This window comes from Parvibium lacunae, from assembly GCF_003335215.1.
In the GTDB taxonomy this organism is placed as follows: domain Bacteria; phylum Pseudomonadota; class Gammaproteobacteria; order Burkholderiales; family Burkholderiaceae_D; genus Parvibium; species Parvibium lacunae.
The window spans coordinates 143,720-165,742 of record NZ_QPGB01000002.1 but is presented as its reverse complement, the minus strand read 5'-3'; the positions used below and the strand labels follow the sequence as shown (position 1 = coordinate 165,742).

Annotated in this window: 24 protein-coding genes; 16 read left to right on the top strand and 8 right to left on the bottom strand. The window is 51.3% G+C overall.

The window, feature by feature from the left end:
• Genes nuoN through DU000_RS04845 form a run of 3 tightly spaced genes read left to right on the top strand, consistent with a single transcriptional unit; the run spans position 1 to position 2,382 of the window.
• The gene (nuoN, locus tag DU000_RS04855) at positions 1–1,467 is read left to right on the top strand and encodes an NADH-quinone oxidoreductase subunit NuoN (RefSeq protein WP_114402762.1); all 1,467 of its coding nucleotides are present in this window, start codon (positions 1–3) and stop codon (positions 1,465–1,467) included.
• 4 nt (positions 1,468–1,471) lie between these two features.
• Positions 1,472–1,801 carry a DUF2818 family protein gene (locus DU000_RS04850; protein ID WP_240001807.1) on the top strand — a complete coding sequence of 110 codons (330 nt, stop codon included), beginning with the start codon at positions 1,472–1,474 and terminating at the stop codon, positions 1,799–1,801.
• Positions 1,802–1,818: 17 nt separating this feature from the next.
• The gene (locus DU000_RS04845; protein WP_114402250.1) at positions 1,819–2,382 is read left to right on the top strand and encodes an NUDIX domain-containing protein; all 564 of its coding nucleotides are present in this window, start codon (positions 1,819–1,821) and stop codon (positions 2,380–2,382) included.
• Positions 2,383–2,424: 42 nt separating this feature from the next.
• Here the strand turns inward: DU000_RS04845 and DU000_RS04840 are convergent, their stop codons facing one another.
• From DU000_RS04840 to DU000_RS04820, 5 genes are read right to left on the bottom strand one after another with little or no spacing between them, the layout of a single operon-like run.
• On the bottom strand, positions 2,425–3,156 hold the full coding sequence (locus tag DU000_RS04840; protein ID WP_158529636.1) for a DUF599 domain-containing protein: 732 nt from the start codon (positions 3,154–3,156) through the stop codon (positions 2,425–2,427).
• A 1-nt stretch (position 3,157) separates the two neighbouring features.
• On the bottom strand, positions 3,158–3,370 hold the full coding sequence (locus DU000_RS04835; RefSeq protein ID WP_114402248.1) for a YgaP family membrane protein: 213 nt from the start codon (positions 3,368–3,370) through the stop codon (positions 3,158–3,160).
• Positions 3,371–3,380: 10 nt separating this feature from the next.
• A complete protein-coding gene (locus tag DU000_RS04830) occupies positions 3,381–3,821 on the bottom strand; it encodes a YeeE/YedE family protein (protein WP_114402247.1) in 441 nt (146 codons plus the stop codon).
• A gap of 17 nt (positions 3,822–3,838) precedes the next feature.
• Entirely contained in the window at positions 3,839–4,357 is a 519-nt protein-coding gene (locus DU000_RS04825; protein ID WP_338049454.1) for a YeeE/YedE family protein, read from the bottom strand.
• Positions 4,327–4,659: an ArsR/SmtB family transcription factor gene (locus DU000_RS04820; RefSeq protein WP_114402245.1), complete on the bottom strand. Its 333-nt coding sequence runs from the start codon at positions 4,657–4,659 to the stop codon at positions 4,327–4,329. Before DU000_RS04820 ends, DU000_RS04825 begins: the two co-directional genes overlap by 31 nt.
• Positions 4,660–4,807: 148 nt before the next feature.
• Here DU000_RS04820 and DU000_RS04815 point away from each other — a divergent pair, with 148 nt between their 5' ends.
• From DU000_RS04815 to DU000_RS04760, 12 genes are all read left to right on the top strand, one after another.
• A complete protein-coding gene (locus tag DU000_RS04815; RefSeq protein WP_114402244.1) occupies positions 4,808–5,689 on the top strand; it encodes an MBL fold metallo-hydrolase in 882 nt (293 codons plus the stop codon).
• Between the two features lie 142 nt (positions 5,690–5,831).
• Positions 5,832–6,836 (top strand): sulfate ABC transporter substrate-binding protein, encoded by a 1,005-nt coding sequence (locus DU000_RS04810; protein ID WP_114402243.1) that lies wholly within the window; start codon positions 5,832–5,834, stop codon positions 6,834–6,836.
• 41 nt (positions 6,837–6,877) lie between these two features.
• A complete protein-coding gene (gene ssuE / locus DU000_RS04805; protein ID WP_114402242.1) occupies positions 6,878–7,480 on the top strand; it encodes an NADPH-dependent FMN reductase in 603 nt (200 codons plus the stop codon).
• An 82-nt stretch (positions 7,481–7,562) separates the two neighbouring features.
• Positions 7,563–8,528: a sulfonate ABC transporter substrate-binding protein gene (locus DU000_RS04800; protein WP_114402241.1), complete on the top strand. Its 966-nt coding sequence runs from the start codon at positions 7,563–7,565 to the stop codon at positions 8,526–8,528.
• Between the two features lie 70 nt (positions 8,529–8,598).
• Complete coding sequence (locus DU000_RS04795) at positions 8,599–9,579, top strand: sulfonate ABC transporter substrate-binding protein (RefSeq protein ID WP_240001806.1); 981 nt, start codon at positions 8,599–8,601, stop codon at positions 9,577–9,579.
• Between the two features lie 11 nt (positions 9,580–9,590).
• Positions 9,591–10,769 (top strand): FMNH2-dependent alkanesulfonate monooxygenase, encoded by a 1,179-nt coding sequence (gene ssuD / locus DU000_RS04790; RefSeq protein WP_114402239.1) that lies wholly within the window; start codon positions 9,591–9,593, stop codon positions 10,767–10,769.
• Between the two features lie 45 nt (positions 10,770–10,814).
• Positions 10,815–11,621, top strand: a complete 807-nt coding sequence (ssuC, locus tag DU000_RS04785; RefSeq protein WP_114402238.1) for an aliphatic sulfonate ABC transporter permease SsuC — start codon at positions 10,815–10,817, stop codon at positions 11,619–11,621.
• Positions 11,622–11,636: 15 nt separating this feature from the next.
• Positions 11,637–12,506: an ATP-binding cassette domain-containing protein gene (locus DU000_RS04780; protein ID WP_240001805.1), complete on the top strand. Its 870-nt coding sequence runs from the start codon at positions 11,637–11,639 to the stop codon at positions 12,504–12,506.
• A gap of 33 nt (positions 12,507–12,539) precedes the next feature.
• The gene (locus DU000_RS04775; RefSeq protein ID WP_114402236.1) at positions 12,540–12,755 is read left to right on the top strand and encodes a TOBE domain-containing protein; all 216 of its coding nucleotides are present in this window, start codon (positions 12,540–12,542) and stop codon (positions 12,753–12,755) included.
• Positions 12,756–12,782: 27 nt separating this feature from the next.
• A complete protein-coding gene (locus tag DU000_RS04770) occupies positions 12,783–13,607 on the top strand; it encodes an EAL domain-containing protein (protein ID WP_114402235.1) in 825 nt (274 codons plus the stop codon).
• 85 nt (positions 13,608–13,692) lie between these two features.
• Positions 13,693–14,253, top strand: coding sequence for an RBBP9/YdeN family alpha/beta hydrolase (locus DU000_RS04765; RefSeq protein WP_114402234.1), 561 nt, complete (start codon positions 13,693–13,695; stop codon positions 14,251–14,253).
• 47 nt (positions 14,254–14,300) lie between these two features.
• Positions 14,301–14,843: a disulfide bond formation protein B gene (locus tag DU000_RS04760; protein ID WP_158529635.1), complete on the top strand. Its 543-nt coding sequence runs from the start codon at positions 14,301–14,303 to the stop codon at positions 14,841–14,843.
• 7 nt (positions 14,844–14,850) lie between these two features.
• Here the strand turns inward: DU000_RS04760 and DU000_RS04755 are convergent, their stop codons facing one another.
• A complete protein-coding gene (locus DU000_RS04755; RefSeq protein WP_114402232.1) occupies positions 14,851–15,576 on the bottom strand; it encodes a DUF4136 domain-containing protein in 726 nt (241 codons plus the stop codon).
• 43 nt (positions 15,577–15,619) lie between these two features.
• Between DU000_RS04755 and pepN the strand changes: the two genes are divergently transcribed.
• Positions 15,620–18,439, top strand: coding sequence for an aminopeptidase N (pepN, locus tag DU000_RS04750; RefSeq protein WP_114402760.1), 2,820 nt, complete (start codon positions 15,620–15,622; stop codon positions 18,437–18,439).
• 51 nt (positions 18,440–18,490) lie between these two features.
• Here pepN and DU000_RS04745 read toward each other — a convergent pair whose 3' ends face one another.
• Together DU000_RS04745 and DU000_RS04740 are read right to left on the bottom strand one after the other, a co-directional pair.
• Entirely contained in the window at positions 18,491–19,321 is an 831-nt protein-coding gene (locus DU000_RS04745; protein ID WP_158529634.1) for an HDOD domain-containing protein, read from the bottom strand.
• 115 nt (positions 19,322–19,436) lie between these two features.
• The gene (locus DU000_RS04740; protein ID WP_240001803.1) at positions 19,437–21,980 is read right to left on the bottom strand and encodes a GspE/PulE family protein; all 2,544 of its coding nucleotides are present in this window, start codon (positions 21,978–21,980) and stop codon (positions 19,437–19,439) included.
• Positions 21,981–22,023 lie beyond the last annotated feature (43 nt).

Here is a 22,023-nt window from a genome sequence, read left to right as displayed (position 1 = left end):
ATGAATTTATTACCGCTTTATCCAGAGATTTGCTTGTTATTGAGCGCCTTGCTCATTTTGATTCTGGATTTGTACCTCAAAGATGATCAACGCAATTTGACGCATTGGTTGAGCGTGGTGGCGCTGGGCGCAACAGCGCTGATCAGCTACGATTACTTACGTGCCGGTGAGACCGTTTACGCATTTAATAATATGTTTGTAACCGATGCACTAAGTAACTTGCTGAAAGTGCTGACCCTGGTCGCGGTGATGGTTACCTTGTGTTACGGGCGACTCTATACCCAGCAGCGTGACATGTTTAAGGGCGAATACTACGTACTTGCTTTGCTCGCCACACTCGGGCAGATGGTCATGATTTCGGCGAATAACTTGCTAACCATTTATCTCGGGTTAGAGTTGTTATCCCTTTCTTTATACGCTTTGGTTGCGATTCGTCGCGACACGCTCGCTTGTACTGAAGCTGCGATGAAGTATTTCGTTCTGGGTGCGCTGGCGTCTGGTTTTCTTTTGTATGGCATGTCGATGTTGTATGGCGCTACAGGTTCCCTTGATATCGGTACCATCAACAAGGCAGTCACCACGATCGCTCCCGATAACAAAATGATTCTTGTTTTTGCGTTGGTCTTTATCGTGGCTGGCTTGGCGTTTAAGCTTGGCGTGGTGCCTTTCCATATGTGGGTTCCCGACGTCTATCAAGGCTCACCAACAGCCGTTACGCTACTGCTAAGTGCCGCACCCAAATTCGCGGCGTTTGCGATTACACTCCGCTTGCTGGTTGAGGGGATGCTGCCACTTGCCAAAGACTGGCAACAAATGTTGATGGTGCTGGCTGTCTTGTCGATTGGCTTGGGAAATCTTGTCGCCATTGCGCAAAAGAATATCAAGCGGATGCTGGCTTATTCCACCATCTCTCACATGGGCTTCATGCTCTTAGGCTTACTCTCTGGGGTGGTGAACGGCAATACCTTTTCTGCCAGTGAGGCTTACAGTTCAGCCCTGTTTTATATCGTGATCTATGTGCTGACAACCCTAGGCTCATTCGGTATTTTGTTATTGTTGGCCAGAGCCGGTATTGAAATTGAACAGATTGACGATCTCAAAGGGCTGGGTAAGCGGCATTTCGGTTATGCCATCGTTTTACTGCTACTGATGTTTTCACTCGCAGGAGTCCCCCCAACGGTTGGCTTCTATGCGAAGCTGGTGGTCTTGAAGGCGACAATGAATGCAGGCCATATTTGGCTGGCCATTCTGGCTGTTCTCTTTTCACTGGTGGGTGCGTTTTATTACCTGCGTGTCGTTAAAGTAGTGTTCTTTGATGAGCCAAGCGACACTGAGCCGCTGCAAGCCAGTGCTGATGCACGACTAATATTAGGCGTGAATGGCGCGGCAGTGTTAATTTTTGGCTTATTACCTAGCGGCTTACTCAGCTTATGTGGTTGGGTCATTGTGCGTACTTTGGCTTCGTAACCCCATGGCGAATTCAAGTCTCAGTGTGGCGCTGATTATTCTCAGCGCCATTTTTTTAGCGAATTTGCCTTTCTTTTCAGAACGGTATTTCGGTATTTGGCCTCTGTCGCTTCAGCATAAAGAGGAACTCCGTACCAAATCATTGGCTTGGCGAATGCTTGAGTTAGTTGTGTTTTATTTGCTACTCGGGCTGCTCACGCGCTGGCTTGAGCAACAGCACGGTAATATTTATCCGCAAAAATGGGAATTTTATGCGATCACCGCTTGCATGTTTTTGGTGATGGCATTTCCTGGCTATGTCTGGCGCTATTTGCGTCGGCAGTCAGCTTCTTGAGCGACACGAAAGCCCCCATGGATATAACGGCCTTATTTGATACAGATGGTTTTGCCGAAACGCGTATCAGCAAACAGTCGGTTTTCGACGGTGTGTTGTTGCATGTGCAGGCAGATCAAGCGTTGCTGCCCGATGGCACACAAGCGGTACGCGAGTACATTGAGCATCCCGGTGCGGTGATGGTGATTCCGCAGTTTACGGATGGGCGACTGCTGCTCGAGCGGCAATTTCGCTACCCATTGCAGCAAATGTTCATTGAGTTTCCAGCAGGCAAGCTGGATGCGGGCGAAGACCCGCTTGTTTGTGCGCAGCGCGAGCTACTCGAAGAAACGGGTTATCAGGCAAGTCACTGGCAGTATCTCACCGCGATTAATCCTGGGATTTCCTATTCGACAGAGACTATCCATGTGTACTTGGCGCAAGGACTCACCGCCGGGCCAGCCAAACTGGATCAAGGCGAGTTTTTAGAAACCTTTATCACGACCTTGCCAGAACTCATGGCGCTGTTGAAAGCAGGAAAACTCACTGATGTGAAAACCCAAATTGGGGTTCTCTGGCTCTATGCGGGGTTGGCCCGCTAACTATTCCATGCCGGAGAGTTTCCTGTCCTTAAGCGGGAAAAATCAGTGCGGGGCGCGATCCGTCCAATACATAATACTGACGGTGAGTGCGGTTGCTACCAGCAAAGCCAGATTGCCCAATAACCAACTGAATAGCGGAATGCTATAGATCATGATACGAATGCCAATCGCGTAAGCGCTACCCGCACGTTGCAGATAGTTGGGTAGCGGGTCTGGCTGTGTTTCATGGCTTATGGCTCCATTGGGTGGTGTCGCGATTTGTGAGGCTTGCATCGCGTGGCGTAAAGCAGTTGGCATGGCAACCAAAAAACTGATGTGGCCATAATAACGAATAGCGGTTAGGAAGCAAAAAAACGCGCTGATTTGTAATGCAGCGAGCAATAATAACTTCAGGCCCACCGTTTGCGGATCGAGACTAATCAGCGGGACCCCTAAGAGCGTATTTGAAATCGCTACCAATTCCTGTCGTTGCGCGATCAAGGTGAAAACACCCAGCAGTATCAACATGGTGGCTGATGCTAGGGCAGTGCTCACCATAATCGCATTGCGAAGTGTTTGTACTGCAAGAATTTCTGCGCCAGTTTGGTTATCGAGTGTTTGCACCCACCATTGTCGGATGAGTCGATTCTGCGCTGGTGTGCTGAGCTGTCCGCGTTTATTCGTGCCAGTGCGATGATTAATCCAGTACCAATAGCCGATGACCGCAGTCAGACTAACGGTGAGGGAGATGAACTCAAGCCATGCAGACTCTGCTAACTGAGCAAGCAGTGACATGCTATTGCGACTCCTTTTTTGCGCATCCCTGACAGCTATTGATTCCCAGCCAGCCATAGAGTGGGCAAAATTTTAATAGCCCGGTTGCCAAGGGGATGAGACCCACCCAGCCCCAGACGCCAATCAGTCCTGCAAACATACTTCCTAATAGAGCCAGGCCCAGAACGATACGGGCAAGACGATCAATACCCCCTACATTTTGCTGACAACGCATGATGATTCTCCTAACGTGTGAAGTAAATTTCAAAAATCCACATACCCAACAGCATGCTAACGATAAAGAGCCACAGGGTAGGTTCCAAAAACTGGTTGCCGAGTACAACCAATGCGGGACCAGGGCAGAGTCCGAGTAATCCCCAGCCAATACCAAACAGTAAGCTGCCCCCAATTAATCGGTGGTCAATTTGCCGTTGGGTAGGTAAATGCAAGTCCTCGCCTGTCGGGGTATGGCTTTTCTTTTGCAGCCAATGATAGGTGGGCGCCGCCGTCATAATCGCCCCGAGCATGACCAACGCCAGAGATGGATCCCAGTGACCAAAAAGATCTAAAAATCCTAATACCTTTTGCGGTGAGGTCATGCCAGCGATAAGCAGACCTATCCCAAACAAGAAACCGGACAGGCCACCAAAGATTGTCGTTGAGAATGTTCGGTTTTGAATTTTCATGTGCTGATGTCTCAATGCTACTGAATACAGTAATGGGTTAAAAAGGCCGCTGTCATAAAGACCCCGACGGCAACGCCGGAGCGGGGTGAGAGGCGTGCCAGCCCACAAACTCCGTGGCCACTGGTACAACCACCACCTAGGCGTGCGCCAAAACCGACGAGTAACCCCGCAGTTATGACAACCCAGATCGGTTGACCGAACGCGCTGAGAGTGAGAACCGGTGGGCTGACCATTGGCGCGATGGTTGGGATGAGACTGCCTGCCAGCACTAAGCCCATAATGAATGCCCAACGCCATGCGTTTGGGTTGCCGGGGTGCGAGTTATGTCTGCTCGGTAGAAGCATCCCAATAATGCCGCTGATTCCCGCAATACGGCCCAGACTTAATGCCAGCACACTGGCTGCACCGCCAATCAATATGCCGCCGAGCAGCGCGGTAAAGGGCGTAAATGCCGGCCAATTGATGATCATCGTTGTGTTTCCTTTCCGGGCTGAGTCTAGTAAGGCTACTCGCTTGCTTTGCTGACGTCGGGACAAAAAAGTGCGTGCAAGGTTTGCAGTAACGCCAGCACCTCGGTTCGCGCGATTTGATAATAGATTTTCTTTCCCTCTCGGCGTGTTGCCACTAAGCCCTCTTGCCGTAATACGGTGAGTTGTTGCGATAGCGTTGGTTGCCGAATGTCCAGTAATGTTTCAAGCTCACTGACACAGCGCTCACCCTCCGTAAGTTGGCACAGCAGCAGCAGACGGTCAGGATTACTAAGCGTCTTGAGCAACGCACAGGCATCCATAGCGGCCAAGCGCAGCGCAGAGAGGTTAAGGTCTGTCGGACTATTCATTTAACGTGCTCAATAATATTTAACTTGAATATATTATATATTAATATATATTATTTACAAGTAAATTATTGGAGAAGCGTAAATGACTGCTCAAAATGACGTTTTAAAGGATGCTCCTATAACTTATCCCGTAGTTGGTAATAACGGGATGTACACAGCGGATCAGGGAGCCGTTGTCAAAGCCTTTTATGATCAGGCAACTTATACCATCAGTTATGTGGTGCATGACCCTGCTAGCAAACACGCCGCAGTCATCGACAGTGTTCTTGATTACGATCCAAACTCAGGACGTACTTCAACCAAACATGCCGACGCAATCGTGGCGTACATCCAGCAAGCTGGATTGCAATTGGTGTGGATTTTAGAGACACATGCGCATGCCGATCATCTGTCTGCAGCTGCGTATTTAAAGCAGCGACTCGGAGGGCAGATCGCAATTGGCGAATCGATACGTGACGTACAGCAAGTCTTTAAAAGAATTTTTGATCTCGAGCCTACCTTCGTCTGTGATGGTTCCCAGTTTGACCGCTTACTGCAAGATCAAGATACCTTACCGTTGGGCCAACTCTTAATTCGTGCATTGCATTTGCCAGGGCATACGCCAGCAGACATGGCTTACTGTATAGCTGATGCGGTATTTGTTGGTGATACCCTTTTTATGCCTGATGTGGGAACGGCCCGCTGTGATTTTCCGGGTGGTGATGCGCGTACCTTGTATCAGTCGTTACAGCGCCTATTTAAATTACCCAAAGAAACACGCTTGTTTATGTGTCATGACTATCCCGAGTACGCTAACCGCACGACGCCAAAATGGCAAACCACTATTGGTGAACAGCTGGCTCATAATATTCATGTGCATCATGATGTAAATGAAGCCACCTTTGTGGCGATGCGTGAAGCTCGCGATGCAAGCTTGGCCATGCCAGTCCTCATCCTGCCATCTATTCAAATCAATATCCGCGCAGGTGAATTTCCTCCCGCGAATGAGCAGGGACAGCGGTTTCTGAAAATCCCCCTTAATGCCCTATAAATACGATTGAACATATCGCCGTTCCGGCTCGTCTCAGTCTTGATATGTAAAAAACGACTAACGATCTGCCAAAGTATTCGTTCCCTCAATTAACGTCAATCGCTAAGCTTCATCCATGCTAATTTTTGTTATGGAGAAGACCATGAAATTGACACAAAAAATCAAGTTGGGGTTAGTTACTGCCGCCTTAGCGAGCACATTTAGTGCCTATGCTGCGAGCAGCTTGCTCAACGTCTCTTATGACCCTACCCGCGAGCTCTATCAAGATTTTAACGCTGCGTTTGCCAAACAATGGAAAGCAAAAACGGGTGAGGATATTAGCGTTAAACAATCACACGGGGGTTCTGGCAAACAGGCGCGCTCCGTGATTGATGGCTTGGAAGCCGATGTTGTCACGCTAGCTTTGGGTGCCGATATTGATGTGATAGCTGAAAAAGGCTTGATCCAAGGTGACTGGCAAAAGCGTCTGCCGAATAATGCCTCCCCTTACACCTCGACCATTGTCTTTCTGGTTCGTAAAGGTAACCCCAAAGGCATTAAAGATTGGGGCGATCTAATCAAACCCGGTACCAAGGTGATTACCCCTAATCCTAAAACATCAGGTGGTGCGCGCTGGAATTATCTAGCAGGTTGGCTGTGGGCCGTTAAACAGCCGGGTGGCAGTGAAGCTACGGCGCGTGATTACATCAGCAAGCTATACAAAAATGTGCCGGTTTTGGATTCTGGTGCGCGCGGCTCACTCACTACCTTTGCAGAGCGGGGTATCGGCGATGTTTTTATCTCATGGGAAAACGAAGCACTGCTAGCGATTAAAGAATTGGGTCCAGAGAAGTTTGATATCGTTGTGCCGAGTTTGAGCATTCTGGCAGAACCCCCTGTCGCTGTGGTCGATAAAGTGGTCGATAAAAAAGGTACACGTAAAGTTGCTGAAGCGTATTTGCAATACCTGTATTCCGAAGAAGGGCAAAAAATTGCCGCCGAAAATTACTATCGTCCTACCAATGCCAAGATTGCAGCGCAATATGCCAAGCAGTTTCCCAAAGTGAAGCTCTACGATATTGATGACGTCTTCGGTGGCTGGAGTAAGGTACAAAAATTGCACTTTGGTGACGGTGGTGTTTTTGACCAAATTTACCAATCTAAGTAACGATCCAGCGACGCTAGGCCTGTGCCCGCTCAGGAAATAACATGACAATATTATTGATCGCTGGTAGTCCAACATCTCCCTCACGTTCGGCCCGCCTGCTCTCTTATGTGGGTGACAGGCTGAGCGAGTTGGGGCATCAATTGGATCAACTGAATGTAAGAGATCTTCCTTCTCAGCCATTATTGCATGCAGATTTCTCACACCCGGCTATAAAAATCGCGCAGAACAAAGTGGCACTCGCCGATGCCGTTGTGATTGCCACGCCGGTTTATAAAGCCGCATACAGTGGGGTATTGAAAGCTTTCCTCGATCTGTTGCCACAGACCGGTCTTGCAGGTAAGTTGGTGCTGCCTCTGGCGACGGGCGGTTCCCTTGCTCACATGCTGGCGCTGGATTATGGTCTGCGCCCTGTATTAAGTTCATTGGCAGCTCGCCAGGTTCTGCCCAGTGTTTATGCGGTTGAGCAACAGGTTCAGTGGTCTGAAGAAGCTGGTTTAACACTGGATCCTGAAATCGAACTGCGTTTGCAAGACAGTGTGCAGCGTGTTCACCAAACACTTACTTTTGCTAGCACAGAAAATCAAGCCTGGCAGACGACCGTATTTGAACCCGTCAATTTTCAGACGGTTCGATGTAGTACCTAATTCTTTCGTTCCACATTTAATTTCCTTTATTGATGCCTACTTGGCAGGGTTAACTTTTGTCTGAATATTTAGAAAGAAATCTATGTTAAACACTCAATTCCGTCGCCAATTTTTAAAAAATATTATTGCCACTGCTGCACTCGGTTTGGGGCTAAGTTCCTCTGCGTTTGCCCAAAAGCCGGCAGAGCCACTACGCATTGGTTTTCAAAAATCCGCCAGCTTGTTAACTTTGTTGAAATCACAGGGTGCCCTAGAAAAGCGCTTAGCACCGCTGGGGGTGGAAGTGAAATGGATCGAGTTTCCCGCTGGCCCGCAATTGCTGGAAGGCTTAAATGTTGGCTCGATTGATTTTGGTTATGTAGGTGAGGCGCCCCCGATTTTTGCCCAAGCTGCAGGCGCTAATTTTATTTACATCGGTTATGAAGCCCCTGCGCCAGCCGCTGAGGCGATTGTGGTGCCAAAAGACTCGCCCATTAAATCCGTAGCGGAATTGAAAGGTAAAAAAATTGCCTTAAACAAAGGCTCGAATGTGCATTACCTCTTGGTGAAGTTACTTGAAAAAGCCGGTTTGAAATACAGCGATGTTCAGCCCGTTTTTCTCCCACCTGCTGATGCGCGCGCCGCGTTTGAACGTGGCAGTGTCGATGCCTGGGTGATTTGGGATCCCTTCCTCGCGGCAGCAGAAAAACAAATTGAAGCCAAAGTACTGGCTGACGGTAAAGGGGTGGTGAATAACCATGCTTTCTTCCTGGCCGCTAAACAGTATGCCGAGCGTCGCCAGGATGTCATCACACTTTTGTTTGATGTGCTTTCCAAGCAAGGTCAAACCATCACCAAAGACTATAAAGGTGCGGCACAAGCGCTGTCGCCTTTGCAAGGGTTAGATCCCGCCGTGATTGAACTAAGCTTGCGTCGCTACAGCCACGATGTGCGTCCTTTGAATGCAGCGGTGTTGGCGGAACAGCAAAAAATTGCCGATGTGTTTAGTGATTTACAGCTGATTCCCAAAAAGATCAATGTCCGTGAGGCAGCACCTTTATTGAAATAAGGGGATAGGTGAATAGCGCCGTCGCTGACTGCGCTAGGCCATTTTTATCATGCATAACATGGGGTCAAGAATGACTACGTTTAAACAAACTCGTCGTGCTGTAGTGCTTGGCGCTATCGGCGGTACAGCATTGGTGCTCGCTAGCAAAGGTCGAGCACAGTCTCTACCCGCCGTAGCGGTCGCGCCGGCACAGATCCGCATTGGTTTTCAGAAGAGTGCAGTGAATTTGGTCTTATTGAAGCAGCGCGGTGTGCTCGAGCAGCGTTTCAAAAATAGCAAGGTGAGCTGGATCGAATTTCCTGCTGGGCCGCAATTACTCGAAGCACTGGCCGTGGGTAGCGTTGATTTTGGTTTGACAGGCGATAGTCCTCCTGTATTTGCACAAGCCGCCGGGAAAGATTTGCTATATGTCGGAGCCGAACCGCCCAAGCCAGAAAGTTCGGCAATCTTGGTGCCGGCAACATCGTCCATCAATAATTTGGCCGATTTAAAAGGGAAACGGATTGCCTTTCAGAAAGGTTCCAGTGCGCATTATCTGGTGCTACGAGCCTTAGAAAAAGGCCAGGTGGCCTGGAGTGATATTCAGCCCGCCTATCTCACCCCGGCAGAGGCGCGCGCCGCATTTGAACGTGGCAGTGTCGATGCCTGGGCGATTTGGGATCCTTTTTATGCAGCCGCCGAGGTAGCCATTAAGCCCCGCGTATTAACGACGGGCAGTGGTTTGGCAGAAAACAACTCGTTTTACTTGGCTGCACGGGGCTTCGTCGAAAACAGCCCCCACACCATACGTGATCTGTTACAAGCCCTAACCGAGGCCGATCATTATGCGCAAACCAACCGTAAAGAAGCTGCAAAAATTATTGCAGAATTTACGGGCTTAGATTTAGCGACGAGTTTCCGCTTCTTGGGTCGCCGCCCCCCTTCAAAGGTGGATTTGCTGAGTTCCACCATCATTGCCCAGCAACAGCGCGTAGCCGATGCCTTTTTTAAGTTGGGTTTGATTCCTAAGTCGATTCGTGTCGCCGATGTGGTGTGGCAACCTAAAAAATAAAGGAGACGAACATGCAAGTATTTTGGTTCATACCCACGCATGGCGATAGCCGCTATCTCGGCACCAGTGCTGGCGCGCGGCAGGTTAATTTGGATTACATCAAACAAGTCGCCGTTGCTGCGGATAGCTTGAACTATGACGGCGTACTTATTCCAACCGGTCGTTCCTGTGAAGACCCATGGGTGATTGCATCGAGTCTGATTGCCGTGACCCAGAAACTGCGCTTTTTGGTGGCGGTTCGTCCTGGTCTGATGCAACCGAGTTTAGCGGCACGGATGGCCGCCACTTTTGATCGGCTCTCCGGCGGCCGCTTGCTGATTAACTTGGTGACAGGTGGGGATACGGCTGAACTCAAAGGCGATGGTTTCTTTTTAGATCATGCCCAACGCTATGTAGCTTCGGAAGAGTTTATTAAGGTCTGGCGTGAAGTATTGGCGCGCAGCCATGATGGCGAATCCTACGATTTTCAAGGGGAGCACATTGCAGTGGAAGGGGCAAAGTTACTCTTCCCTCCGATTCAAAATCCGCACCCCCCCGTGTACTTCGGTGGTTCTTCTGAAGCGGCGCATGAGCTTGCGGCGCAGCATGTGGAGACCTACTTAACCTGGGGCGAGCCACCGGCTGAAGTGGCCAAGAAAGTCGCGGATGTGCGCGCACGTGCCGCTAAATATGGTCGCACCGTGAAGTTTGGGATTCGCTTGCATGTGATCGTACGGGAGACTGATGCGGAAGCGTGGGCCGATGCCGAGCGCCTGATCAGTAAAGTGGACGATGCCACTGTAGCGCGTGCCCAAGCAGCCTTTGCCAACATGGATTCGGTGGGGCAACGACGCATGGCCGAACTGCATGCTGGCGGCACAAAGCGACGCCGTGAAGATTTAGAAATCAGCCCGAACTTATGGGCAGGTGTGGGCTTGGTACGGGGTGGTGCAGGGACGGCTTTGGTGGGCGATCCGCAAACCGTCGCGGCCCGCTTGCAAGAATATGCCGACCTCGGTTTGGATACGTTTGTGCTCTCTGGGTATCCGCACTTAGAAGAAGCCTATCGTTTTGCCGAACTGGTGTTCCCGCTCTTACCGGATCGCCTCAAGTCCAGCTTACCGGGGCGCATCTTGAATGGCCCCTTTGGTGAAGTGATTGCCAACAATATTGTACCGAGCGCTCCCCCTCTGCAAGCAGCGCAGGGCTAAGTTGAGAGAGTTGGCGCATGATGCCTAGAATGAAAGGAACGTCTGATGACCCTAGCAACTGCTAAATCTCGCACGCTAGGCCAAGCGCGGCAAAACTTAGTGCCGTGGTTAGTGCCCTTGCTGTTGCTATTGGTATGGCAAATCAGCGCCCAATTTGGCTGGTTGTCTACCCGGATTTTGCCCGCCCCCTGGGATGTGCTGAAAGCGGCCTATAAACTCGCCGCCAGTGGTGAATTATGGACACACGTCAAAATCAGTGCTGGACGCGCCTTAACCGGCTTTGCGATAGGGGGTGGAACGGGATTGATTTTAGGCTTGTTAACCGGATCACTACGCTGGGCCGAAACCTTGTTAGACACGACCTTGCAGATGATTCGCAATATCCCGCCACTCGCCTTGATTCCGCTGGTGATTTTATGGTTTGGCATTGATGAAACCGCGAAATTATTTTTGGTCTCGATTGGGGTGTTTTTCCCCGTCTATATCAATACCTTCCACGGCATTCGCAGTGTCGATAAAGGCTTGATTGAAATGGGCCGCAGCTATGGCTTGCGTGGTTGGGATTTATACCGCGAGGTGATTCTGCCGGGGGCCTTGCCATCTATTTTGGTTGGGGTACGGTTTTCGCTGGGATTGATATGGGTGTTATTAATTGTGGCGGAAACCATTTCCGCGCAAGCGGGGATTGGTTACATGACCATGAATGCCCGCGAGTTTCTACAAACTGATGTCGTCCTGGTGGGCATCCTGCTATATGCCCTGTTGGGTAAGTTAGCCGATGTCTTGGCGAAACGCTTAGAGCGCTATTGGTTGCGCTGGCATCCTGGTTATCAACCAGCGACGGCTACGTAATGTGGTGAGCGAGTTATGGGAGAACAAGCAATGCAAATCAGTGCGCTAGAACAATTTAAATTGGCCGATGCAGTGGCGGTGCAGCCAGAACCGACAGGGTTGCGCTTAAACGCCAATTGGCTAGGCAAGGCGTTTGGGTCGCGCCAAGTGTTACACGATATCGATCTCAGCATCCAAGCCGGTGAATTTGTGGCGATTGTCGGGCGTAGCGGTTGTGGCAAAAGTACCTTATTGCGTTTAGTCGCAGGGCTGGATCAACCCTCGCAAGGCGAATTACTGTTTGATGACCGTTCCCCCACAAGTCAGACTCGCGAGGCGACGCGCATCATGTTTCAAGACTCGCGCCTACTACCCTGGCGCAGTGTTTTTGAAAATGTTGCTCTAGGATTGCCGCGCAGTGCTTGGTCACTGGTGCGGCAGGTGTTGAGCCAAGTCGGCCTCGCCGAACGGGAACAGGACTGGCCAGCGCAATTATCGGGCGGGCAGCGCCAACGCGTGGCCTTGGCGCGTGCCTTGGTCCATCAACCGCATTTGTTATTGCTCGATGAGCCGTTGGGTGCCTTAGATGCCCTCACCCGCATTGAAATGCAACAACTGATTGAGAATATTTGGCAGCAGCATGGTTTTACGGCTTTATTAGTCACCCATGACGTGCAAGAGGCGATTGCCTTGGCTGACCGCGTGATTCTGATTGAAGAAGGGCGGATCACACTCGACCTCACCATCGATTTGCCACGGCCACGCGCACGAGGCAGTGCGGCGTTTGCCGCCCTGGAAGAAACCGTCTTACGACGGGTCCTGCAGCAACCCAATCCAGCACCAGAGAATGAACTCGGTGACCAATCGCTCTATGCCAGCTTTGCCAGCGTGGCATGGGCAGTGTAATTTTTTAAACTTACTTTTACTTAGGAGTGCAACATGGCAATTACCGCAATTAATGTTCGTAATCAATTTAAAGGTCGTGTGAAGGCGATTCATAGTGGCCCAGTGGTCTCAGAGGTAGAAGTAGAAACCCCGGCGGGAATTGTGTCGTCTGTCATTACCACCCGTTCCGTGCAGGATCTCGCTCTGGGTGTAGGCTCTGAAGTCGTGGCGCTGGTAAAAGCGACAGAAGTCTCATTGGCAAAACTATGAGGGCCAGATTAATCTAGGGAGTCGTCGATGACAGTAGCGGTGACACAGTTTCGGGATAAATTGGCACGCCAGCCTTATCCAGCAACGGCCATGGGCAAACCGCATGAATTGGGGTTTGATAGCGATCATCAGCAAGTGCTTGGGCAATTCTATGGGTGCCGCCTAGTCAGCACCTTCCAGCCGATTTATGCGCTTGCTGGTCATCATGTGGTCGGCTATGAAGCCTTTATCCGCAGTCATCATCACGAACTAGGCGGGCTATCGCCTTGGAATTTATTTGCATTGCAAGCGGAAGATGCAGATTTGGTCCGCTTAGACCGACTCTGCCGAACTGTTCATACCCTGAACTATTTTCTGACCGCTGAAGTTCCGCCCCTTTTTCTGAATGTGCATAGCCGGCTGTTGTTGGCGGTGAATGAGAATCATGGACAGGCCTTTCGCTGGGTGCTCGATTCATTGCAGATTGATCCTGCTTCCATCGTGCTCGAATTACCCGTGATTCACGCCAATGACTTCCCGCTATTGGCGAAGGTTGTTACCAGCTATCGTCATTATGGATTTAAAATTGCGCTCAACATTCGTCAATTGCCTGATGCCCTAGCCCTGGCTCATTTGATTCACCCTGACATCATCAAATTGGATAGCCTCCATGTGGCGACATTGGCTGATTTACCCGAGGTCGTCGCGACATTACAGCAGTTACAGATTCAAGTGATTGCCACCAAGGTGGAGCAGCCCGCTTATCTTGCGCTGATTCGTCAGGCAGGGATTGGGCTGGCACAGGGTCATCATCTCGGGGCACCATTACCTGCGCCGACACTGGGCGCGCCTGTTGACGTTGCGGTGAATTGAGGTCAGCACGATAACGTAAGGTCCGGGATGGCAGACCCAACAGTGGCATAATGGTCAGGGCTTTGCACAGAGATGAGAGAGTGTCATGACAATCACTTACCTGATTGTGCCGGGTTGGCAAAATTCCGGGCCAACGCACTGGCAATCCCATTGGGAAACACAATATCGTATGCAACGGGTGAACCAATCCGATTGGTTGCATGCCGAGCGCCATGCCTGGGTTGCCACCCTTGAGCAAGCGATCCAGAAAGTGGTGGCGCAGGGAAATCAGCCCGTTATCGTCGCCCACAGTCTCGGGTGCATGACCTTGGCGCATTTACCCAAAGCTGCCTTAGCAAGCGTGCGGGCGGCCCTGCTGGTGGCGCCGCCTGATGTTGAGCGCCCTGATTTACCCCCACAAATTACCGGATTTAGTCCGATCCCGCGGGACCCTTTGCCTTTCCCGGCGCAGGTGATTGCCAGCGATAATGATCCTTATTGCCAGTTGCCACGGGCGCAAACCTTCGCGCAGGCGTGGGCGGTTCCGTGCCAGGTCATGATTGGCGCAGGCCATATCAATAGCGAAAGTGGCTTGGGAGCATGGCCACAAGGCTATGAATGGTTACAAACTCTCTTACAGCCGACCCCGCACCCTGACGCTCCTTAGGCTACACTCTGGGCGATTGTATTGAATCATTCAGAAAGACCTGTCCTGTGACAAATACATCCTTATTTTGCTGTATTGCTGCCGTATTCACTGCGCGTCGCCTCGCCGCGCTGGCTAGCTTCATCTGTGTGGCGCTACTCGCCACGGGTTATGCATTGCAATACGGCTGGGGTTTGCAGCCTTGCCCGCTGTGTGTTGTGCAGCGCGGTGTGTTGTATGTGCTGGCAATCAGTTTTGCGGTAACCGCCTACTGGGCGAACGGTCAGCGTCGCTTGGGGCTGGTTAGTATTTGGTTGGCTTTGGTTAGTCTGGTCGGGCTGGGCTTAGCCAGCCGGCATATTTGGATTCAGAAACACCCTGAATTGGCTATTCCATCGTGCTTTGGTAGTTTGGGGGATATGTTTGCCGAGTTGCCGCTATTACGATTTGCTCAAAATTTACTGAATGGCACGGTGGAATGTTCCAAAATTGATTGGACCTTTGTCGGCTTAACGATTCCGCAGTGGACTTGGCTGTGGTTTTTGCTGTTTACCATTCTGGCTGGTTGCTTACCTCGCTTGCAAGCCCTTCATCGTCGGTCAGTGGACTAGCCAGCACTTAACGACTCAGCTCGATAGTCACTTGTCGGTTTTGTCCATTTGGCCCAGGAAAGTCTTTGAATAAGGCTTCCAGCAGCAGGGGTAAAACCGCGTTTGCATTATCAACTCCACTCACCGTTGAGGCTTCACCTGCCCACACCGGCTGGGCGCTGCGCTGCCCCGCTGTCAAGCTAAATAAGTCGATTTTCAAGCGCATCTCATAAGTGCGAATCAGCCGCTCGCGCTGTCCCCCATAGATCATTTGTGTGGTCCAAATAGTGGCGCCATTATTGGTCCGAATCGGCACACTCATGGGGATGTAATAGGGCTCCCAGACGCGCTTTTCTTGCATGGTTTTATGGTAACTGGGGGCCAGCTCTAAGACGGCGGGGGATGCCGCTTGCCCGTCTGTCAGTTGCCAAAACTGCATACTCAGAAATTTATCAATTTGTTGCTCCAGGCCAAGCCGCTCTTCATTAGATTGTTGGCTATCACTGGCAAAGCGATAGGGGAGTTGCAAGGTGGCGGGTAAATTGGCGGGAGGCCAGGTATGTTGGCTGCTGACTTGAGCGCGAAACTGGGTAGCACAGCCAGAGAGGAGTAGTACACATGCCAATAGGCTAGCGCGTTTAAGCGTTGGGACAAAACGTGAGAGTGAGCTTGTTTTCCAGAAGCCAAGAACAACTGAGGCACAATAGCAAGCAAATTGATCCATGGCATCTTTGCGCGAAAAGGAAAAAAACATTATGTCATCCAATCAACATTCATCATCTTCAGGCGCGCCAGATATGGCTGCCCAAGCTGCCGTGCCAGCGCAAGCAGATCGCTCTCCAACCTACTGGCGCCAAGCCTATCAGGTTTCAGACTATCTGATTGAGTCAGTCTCCCTGCGGTTTGAGCTCGACCCTGTCTGCACCCGGGTAAGCGCCACGCTGACCGTTTATCGTCACCCTGCAGCCGCACAGACAGGCGCTTTGCCCCCGCTGGTATTGCAGGGTGAGGCCTTGACCTTAGAGCGCGTTGCTATCAATAACGTAGAACTGGCGGCAACGGATTACACGCTCACAGAAACCAGTCTGACCTTGCCCGTTCCGGCTGCCCATTTCACAGTACAAACGACGGTGACATTGGCCCCAGCCCAAAATACGTCATTGATGGGATTATATGTTTCCAATCACAATTTTTTTACCCAGTGTGAAGCGGAAGGTTTCCGTCGGATTACTTGGTTTCTTGATCGGCCTGACATCATGGCCCGCTATCAGGTGCGCTTAGAGGCCAATCAGGCAGATTATCCTGTTTTGCTTGCTAATGGCAACTTGGTAGCAACCGCGCTCTTGCCGAATGGACGCCATGCGGCTGAATGGCAAGATCCTTTTCCTAAACCGAGCTATCTGTTCGCGCTTGTGGCAGGCCAACTCTCTTGCGTTGAAAGCACGATTCGTACGCAATCTGGCGCAGAAAAGCAACTGCAAATCTGGGTTGAGGCGCGCGATCTGGACAAAACTGAGCATGCCATGCAATCCCTGATACGGGCGATTCACTGGGACGAGCAACGCTTTGGCCGAGAGCTAGATCTGGATCGATTCATGATCGTGGCAGTCAGTGATTTCAATATGGGGGCCATGGAAAATAAAGGGCTCAATATTTTTAACACCAAGTATGTGTTGGCCAACCCAGCGATTGCCACTGATGTCGATTTTGCCAACATCGAGTCGGTCGTGGGCCACGAGTATTTTCATAACTGGAGCGGTAACCGCGTTACCTGTCGCGATTGGTTTCAGCTGAGCCTTAAAGAAGGGCTCACTGTTTTCCGTGATCAGGAATTTTCCATGGACATGGCAAGCGATTTCGGTGCTCAGCCATTGGCGCGCGCAGTCAGAAGGATTGAGGATGTGCGGGCGTTACGCTCAACCCAGTTTGTGGAAGATGCGGGGCCCATGGCTCACCCGATTCGCCCTGACAGTTACCAGGAAATTTCCAATTTCTACACCGCAACCGTGTACGAGAAAGGGGCCGAAGTGATTCGAATGCTGCAGACACTGCTGGGTCCTGTGGGGTTTCGTCGCGGCATGGATACGTATTTTGCGCGGCATGACGGTCAGGCGGTGACTTGTGATGATTTCGTGCAAGCGCTAGCCGATGCCAATCCAGAGAGTCAGGTTGATTTTACCCAGTTTAAGCATTGGTACAGTCAGGCGGGCACGCCTCGCGTGACGGTTGAGCAGCATTTTGACGCTGCGACGGGCACCATCCGATTAGACCTGACACAGCGCTGTCCACCGGTCGGCATTGAGCGCCAACAGATGGCAGGCAGTACCGATAAACAGCCTTATTTGATTCCCCTCAAAGTCGCTTTTTTTAGTACGGAGGGGCAGCCTTTAGAAACGGCTTGTTTCCAAGCCGCGGCTGCTGAGGTGATACAGCATGAACACTTGTTGCAGTTTACACAAGCCAAGCAATCCTTTGAATTTAAGGGGGTTCCTGCCAAACACCTCGCCGTGATTCCCTCACTGGGGCGTGATTTTTCTGCGCCCATTTCGCTGCAATACCCATATTCCCAACAAGCGCTGATCACCTTGTTGGCGCATGACACCGATCCTTTTAATCGTTGGGAAGCCGGGCAACAGCTGTTTCAGCAAGAAATCTTGCGGCTCTACACTTGGGCGCAAGAACAGGACGAGGCTGCTCTATCGCGTCATGCCGCAGGGGTTGAGGTGAATGCGGCGCTGCTCGCGGTTGTCGCTCAGCTCGCGCAAGATCAAACGCTGGCGCCCGCCTTTCGGGAAATCAGCCTTACGTTGCCCAGCTTTAATGTGTTGACAGAAACATTGGTGGTGATAGATCCCGCCCGCTTGCATTGGGCGCGTGAAACCTTGAGAGCCGCCATTGCTGGCGCAGTGGCGGCCCACTGGGAAACCTTGATTCAACAGACCTCACCTCATTTGCCCCCCGTGGTTGCCTATGCCCCGAATGCTGAGCAAGCGGGTTACCGCGCATGGCGCAATCTGTGCTTGCAATATTGGGTGTTAGCTGAAAGCGAGCTAGTCTCCAGCCCCGCGCGCGTTCTTGCCGAGCAACAGTATTGGGCTGCAACCAACATGACGGATCGTTTGGCAGCGCTCAGTGTGTTGACTCAGGAAAGCACTGCCAGTGAGATACTCACTGACTTTGCGGCGCAATGGCAGCATGAACCCTTGGTCATGGATAAGTGGTTTAGCTTGCAAGCGATGGCAGCCCCTAGCGCTACCCGTTCCCCTGTGGCTATTTTGCAAGCCGTCGAACACCTGCTACAGCATTCAGCCTATTCGCCGCGTAACCCAAATAAAATTTATGCTCTGCTGCTCCGCTATTTTGCCAATAACCCGGCTGGGTTTCACTGGCAAAGCGTAACGGGTGAGACGCCCAGTTATGATTTTTGGGTTGCTCAGGTAAGCGCGATTGATGCCTTCAATCCTCAAGTGGCGGCGCGCTTGGCGCGGACTTTAGAGCAATGGCAGCGTTATGTGGCACCGCTGGCACATGCGATGCAGCGGGCGCTGCAACAATTACAACAGCAGCCAGCCCTGTCAAAAGATGTGCGGGAGGTGGTTGAGAAGGCCCTGCAATGAGCGCTAATAGAGACCGTGCTGTGTAGCAGCAATAGTGTGCGTGCAGTCCGCTTAAAACAAAACCATATACCGTTCGTGGTGCTTCTCCATCGCCGGTAAGGCTGCTTGCAACTGTTCTTCACTTAAAGGAATTTGATGGGCTTGCATCATCTCAGCAGGCACCATTTGCAGGTGCTGGCCATCAATATGGTTGGCCATTTCATCGGCAAATTGCAAGAGCCCAACCAAGGGCAAGCCGGTGGTGTTTGCCGGTTGGTGATGCAGGCGGATGGCCTGGCAAACATCGGCGGGTAAATGCCACTGCTCTAGCAACGCGGCACCCAATTCGGTATGGTCAAAGCCAAACACCTCTTTTTCTGCGACACACAAAGCGGCATCATCACTGGTGACATTGGTGAGCACTCGTGCATATTCCTGGGGCCAGGCATTGGCAAATAATAAGCGTCCGAGATCATGCAGCAGCCCGCAGGTAAAGCCAATCCAGGGGGCTTCACGGACAGCGGTGCTGAGATATTCAGCGTTGGCCGCTGCCCAAATACTGTGATGCCAAAATTGGTTAGCATCAAAGCCGGGTAGTTTGGGGGCACGGGTATTGCTGAGCATGATGGCAGCAGAGATGAGTGGCCGCGCTTGTGTTAAGCCTAAAATCATGAGCGCTTCGCTGATGGCACTGACCTGTCGGCCACGTGAAAAGTGCGCCGAGTTGGCTGCACGCAGCACGCGTAGCGAGACGACCGGATCCAATCTCACTTTGTCGGCAATTTGCCGCAGATCCGCATCGGGATCATTCAGCATCTGTAGGAGTTGAATGGCGGCAGGCGAGACCGGCGCCAATTCTTCAGATTGGGTCAAGATACGCTGAATTTCATACGGTGCTGACATGCTAGCAACTCCTTGTAAAGCGGGGGTCATACTCAATGATTGCTGAAGTGACGAAAATACAGATTTAGTCCATCAGGTTAACAGCCCTGGTATCAACGACATGATCCGGATTTTCTTAACCTGCGGTTGCAGCTCGAACTTCTTCCAGTGTTGTTAGGCCCTGTAACACTTTTTCAATCCCATCTTGTTTCAATGTGCGCATTCCATCTAATAGCGCTTGCGCTTGAATCTCTTCAGCACGCGCGCCTTTTTGAATCAATCGCTTCACCGCACGGCTATTTTGCAAGAGTTCATGAATCCCTAGGCGACCTTTTAGGCCAGTGTGATTACACTCCTCGCAACCTTTGCACGTATAGCGCATGAATTGGCCTTTTTCGGCATATTCATCTACCCAACGCTGATGAATATCAGCGCGGGTTATGGGGCTGTCTTCGGCGAATTGATGACAGTAATCATCCAAGAGCTGCTCAATCCACTCCTGACTCGCTGGTTCAGCAACCTTGCATTCTTTACACATTTTTTTTACGAGGCGTTGCGCCAAGATGCCCAGCAGTGAATCACCAAAATTAAATGGGTCTAGTCCCATATCCAACAGGCGGGTGACTGATTCGGGAGCGCTGTTGGTGTGTAGTGTGGACAGCACCAAGTGTCCCGTGAGCGAGGCTTCTACCCCAATATGGGCGGTTTCTTCATCGCGCATTTCGCCCACCATAATGACGTCAGGATCGGCACGTAAAAAAGCGCGTAAGGCCGTCGCAAAGGTCCAGCCGATTTTGGGTTGGACTTGTACTTGGCGTAAGCCGGGTTGGGTAATCTCGACGGGATCTTCCGCAGTCCATATTTTTCGCTCGGGAACATTGATATATGAAATGGCCGAGTGCAGGGTGGTTGTTTTACCTGAGCCAGTGGGGCCACAAATCAGGAATAAGCCATAGGGCCGTTCCATAATGGCATGCATGCCCGTAACATTATGTTTTGCCAAACCCAAATGATCGAGCGGCACCGGTTTGGCCGAGGCCAAAATCCGCAACACCATATCTTCCAAGCCATTGGCGGTCGGAATGCTCGCCAGCCGTAATTCAATTCTGGCTGGGCCAAATTTAGCAAAATTGATTTTGCCATCTTGCGGTTTACGCTTCTCTGAAATATCCAAATCAGCCATGATTTTCAATCGAGCGATAAGCGCCGCACGGTGGCTCGCGGGTAGCTCTAGATAGGAAACCAGCGAGCCATCTTGACGAAAGCGGATCCGTACTTTTTCTTTGCCGGGATAGCACTCTACGTGGATGTCAGAAGCACCGCGTTGGTAAGCATCAAGAATCATGGAGTTCACCAAGCGAACCAGCGCATTGTCACTTTCCTGCACTTGACGATTGCCAGTGTTGTCGCCTTCTTCGTCACCATCCAGCTCTTTGGCAAGGTCTTTGATATTGCCACCAAACTCCATGTCGGGTAGCAAATTTCCCGCGCTAATCGTTTCAGGGGGAACTTGCCAGGGACCACTGCGCTCAACATACTGGCGATAAATCGCTGCCTCGACACTCCGCGGGGGAGCCATCACCGGGACGATTTTAAGTTGCGTTGCAAATTTCAACTCATCCAGCGCACTGTAACGCCAGGGGTCTTCCATCGCCACAACCAACATTTGTTGCCGTTTCAGAATAGGCAGAATCTTCAGGCGAGTCGCGGTTGTGGCCGGCACTTTCAGCAGCGCTTCATCTTCAACCGGGAATACATCGAGCTTAATCAGCGGAAAACCGAGCTTTTTCGCCAGCGCAATTTGCAACTGCTCTTCCGTGACGACCCCGGCATCAATCAGTAATTCACCCAAGGGTTTTTTACGCCCACTTTGCTGATCTTTCAGCGCGGAATCGAGTTGTGTCTTGGTAATGGCACCGGTTTCGAGCAGGGCTTCACCCAACTTCATCACAGGTTTGCTTTCTTGGCGCTTGATCGCGTCAATCAGGCTCTCTGCACTCACAATATTTTTCTCAACCAACAGTTCCCCGAGTTTTTTCTCGCGCAAATTCCGCTGTTGGTCCAGCGCTTCATCGATTTGTTGCGGTGTCACGATGTTTTCCTGGACGAGTACTTCACCCAGTTTTTGCCCAATATGAATCTCTTTCAGGTTGACTTTAGGCACAAACACCCGTTTGATGAATCCGGCTTTACTGCTGTCAGGTACAAACAAAAAATGGCCAAATTCGTGACTGATTTCGCCAATTGTGTGGCCTTGCCAGTCTTTGCCATCTTGGTAAACCAAATTAAACGGCAGCACAGTTGGTTGTGAGCGGTTGAGATCGGGCAACATGGTTTCTAGTTGCACGGGATTGGATAGCCGCAATGCACGGAAAGTATCAAAACGAATGGTGAGCGTCGTCCGCGAGGGCGGGATTTGCACATTCACGACTTGTTCTTCGGGCAAGAAAAAGACCAAGCGGCAGCTTAATTTGGCGCCATTGGTCATGATCAGCAAACAAGGCTCGGCGTCGTCCTGCTCGCGCGGCAGTTTTAGTTCTGCCCCGGGCGGGTGGGGCCAAGCAAAGTTCTGGCGCGTAATTTTTTCGCGCACAGGCAAACCCTCAGTGCCGCTTAGAGGGCTGTCTGGTGAGGGGGCTGTCGAATATTCCAAGGTTGCTGGTGCAGGGCTGTGGTCCATGGTCGTTTTCCATTCAGTAACTCTATATCGGCCTGCAAGCTGA

Bases quoted from the DNA above. Each gene is read 5' to 3' on its own strand.
- nuoN (WP_114402762.1), top strand. From the start codon at position 1: ATGAATTTATTACCGCTTTATCCAGAGATTTGCTTGTTATTGAGCGCC.
- DU000_RS04850 (WP_240001807.1), top strand. From the start codon at position 1,472: ATGGCGAATTCAAGTCTCAGTGTGGCGCTGATTATTCTCAGCGCCATT.
- DU000_RS04845 (WP_114402250.1), top strand. From the start codon at position 1,819: ATGGATATAACGGCCTTATTTGATACAGATGGTTTTGCCGAAACGCGT.
- DU000_RS04840 (WP_158529636.1), bottom strand. From the start codon at position 3,156: ATGTCACTGCTTGCTCAGTTAGCAGAGTCTGCATGGCTTGAGTTCATC.
- DU000_RS04835 (WP_114402248.1), bottom strand. From the start codon at position 3,370: ATGCGTTGTCAGCAAAATGTAGGGGGTATTGATCGTCTTGCCCGTATC.
- DU000_RS04830 (WP_114402247.1), bottom strand. From the start codon at position 3,821: ATGAAAATTCAAAACCGAACATTCTCAACGACAATCTTTGGTGGCCTG.
- DU000_RS04820 (WP_114402245.1), bottom strand. From the start codon at position 4,659: ATGAATAGTCCGACAGACCTTAACCTCTCTGCGCTGCGCTTGGCCGCT.
- DU000_RS04815 (WP_114402244.1), top strand. From the start codon at position 4,808: ATGTACACAGCGGATCAGGGAGCCGTTGTCAAAGCCTTTTATGATCAG.
- DU000_RS04810 (WP_114402243.1), top strand. From the start codon at position 5,832: ATGAAATTGACACAAAAAATCAAGTTGGGGTTAGTTACTGCCGCCTTA.
- ssuE (WP_114402242.1), top strand. From the start codon at position 6,878: ATGACAATATTATTGATCGCTGGTAGTCCAACATCTCCCTCACGTTCG.
- DU000_RS04800 (WP_114402241.1), top strand. From the start codon at position 7,563: ATGTTAAACACTCAATTCCGTCGCCAATTTTTAAAAAATATTATTGCC.
- DU000_RS04795 (WP_240001806.1), top strand. From the start codon at position 8,599: ATGACTACGTTTAAACAAACTCGTCGTGCTGTAGTGCTTGGCGCTATC.
- ssuD (WP_114402239.1), top strand. From the start codon at position 9,591: ATGCAAGTATTTTGGTTCATACCCACGCATGGCGATAGCCGCTATCTC.
- ssuC (WP_114402238.1), top strand. From the start codon at position 10,815: ATGACCCTAGCAACTGCTAAATCTCGCACGCTAGGCCAAGCGCGGCAA.
- DU000_RS04780 (WP_240001805.1), top strand. From the start codon at position 11,637: ATGGGAGAACAAGCAATGCAAATCAGTGCGCTAGAACAATTTAAATTG.
- DU000_RS04775 (WP_114402236.1), top strand. From the start codon at position 12,540: ATGGCAATTACCGCAATTAATGTTCGTAATCAATTTAAAGGTCGTGTG.
- DU000_RS04770 (WP_114402235.1), top strand. From the start codon at position 12,783: ATGACAGTAGCGGTGACACAGTTTCGGGATAAATTGGCACGCCAGCCT.
- DU000_RS04765 (WP_114402234.1), top strand. From the start codon at position 13,693: ATGACAATCACTTACCTGATTGTGCCGGGTTGGCAAAATTCCGGGCCA.
- DU000_RS04755 (WP_114402232.1), bottom strand. From the start codon at position 15,576: ATGTTTTTTTCCTTTTCGCGCAAAGATGCCATGGATCAATTTGCTTGC.
- pepN (WP_114402760.1), top strand. From the start codon at position 15,620: ATGGCTGCCCAAGCTGCCGTGCCAGCGCAAGCAGATCGCTCTCCAACC.
- DU000_RS04745 (WP_158529634.1), bottom strand. From the start codon at position 19,321: ATGTCAGCACCGTATGAAATTCAGCGTATCTTGACCCAATCTGAAGAA.
- DU000_RS04740 (WP_240001803.1), bottom strand. From the start codon at position 21,980: ATGGACCACAGCCCTGCACCAGCAACCTTGGAATATTCGACAGCCCCC.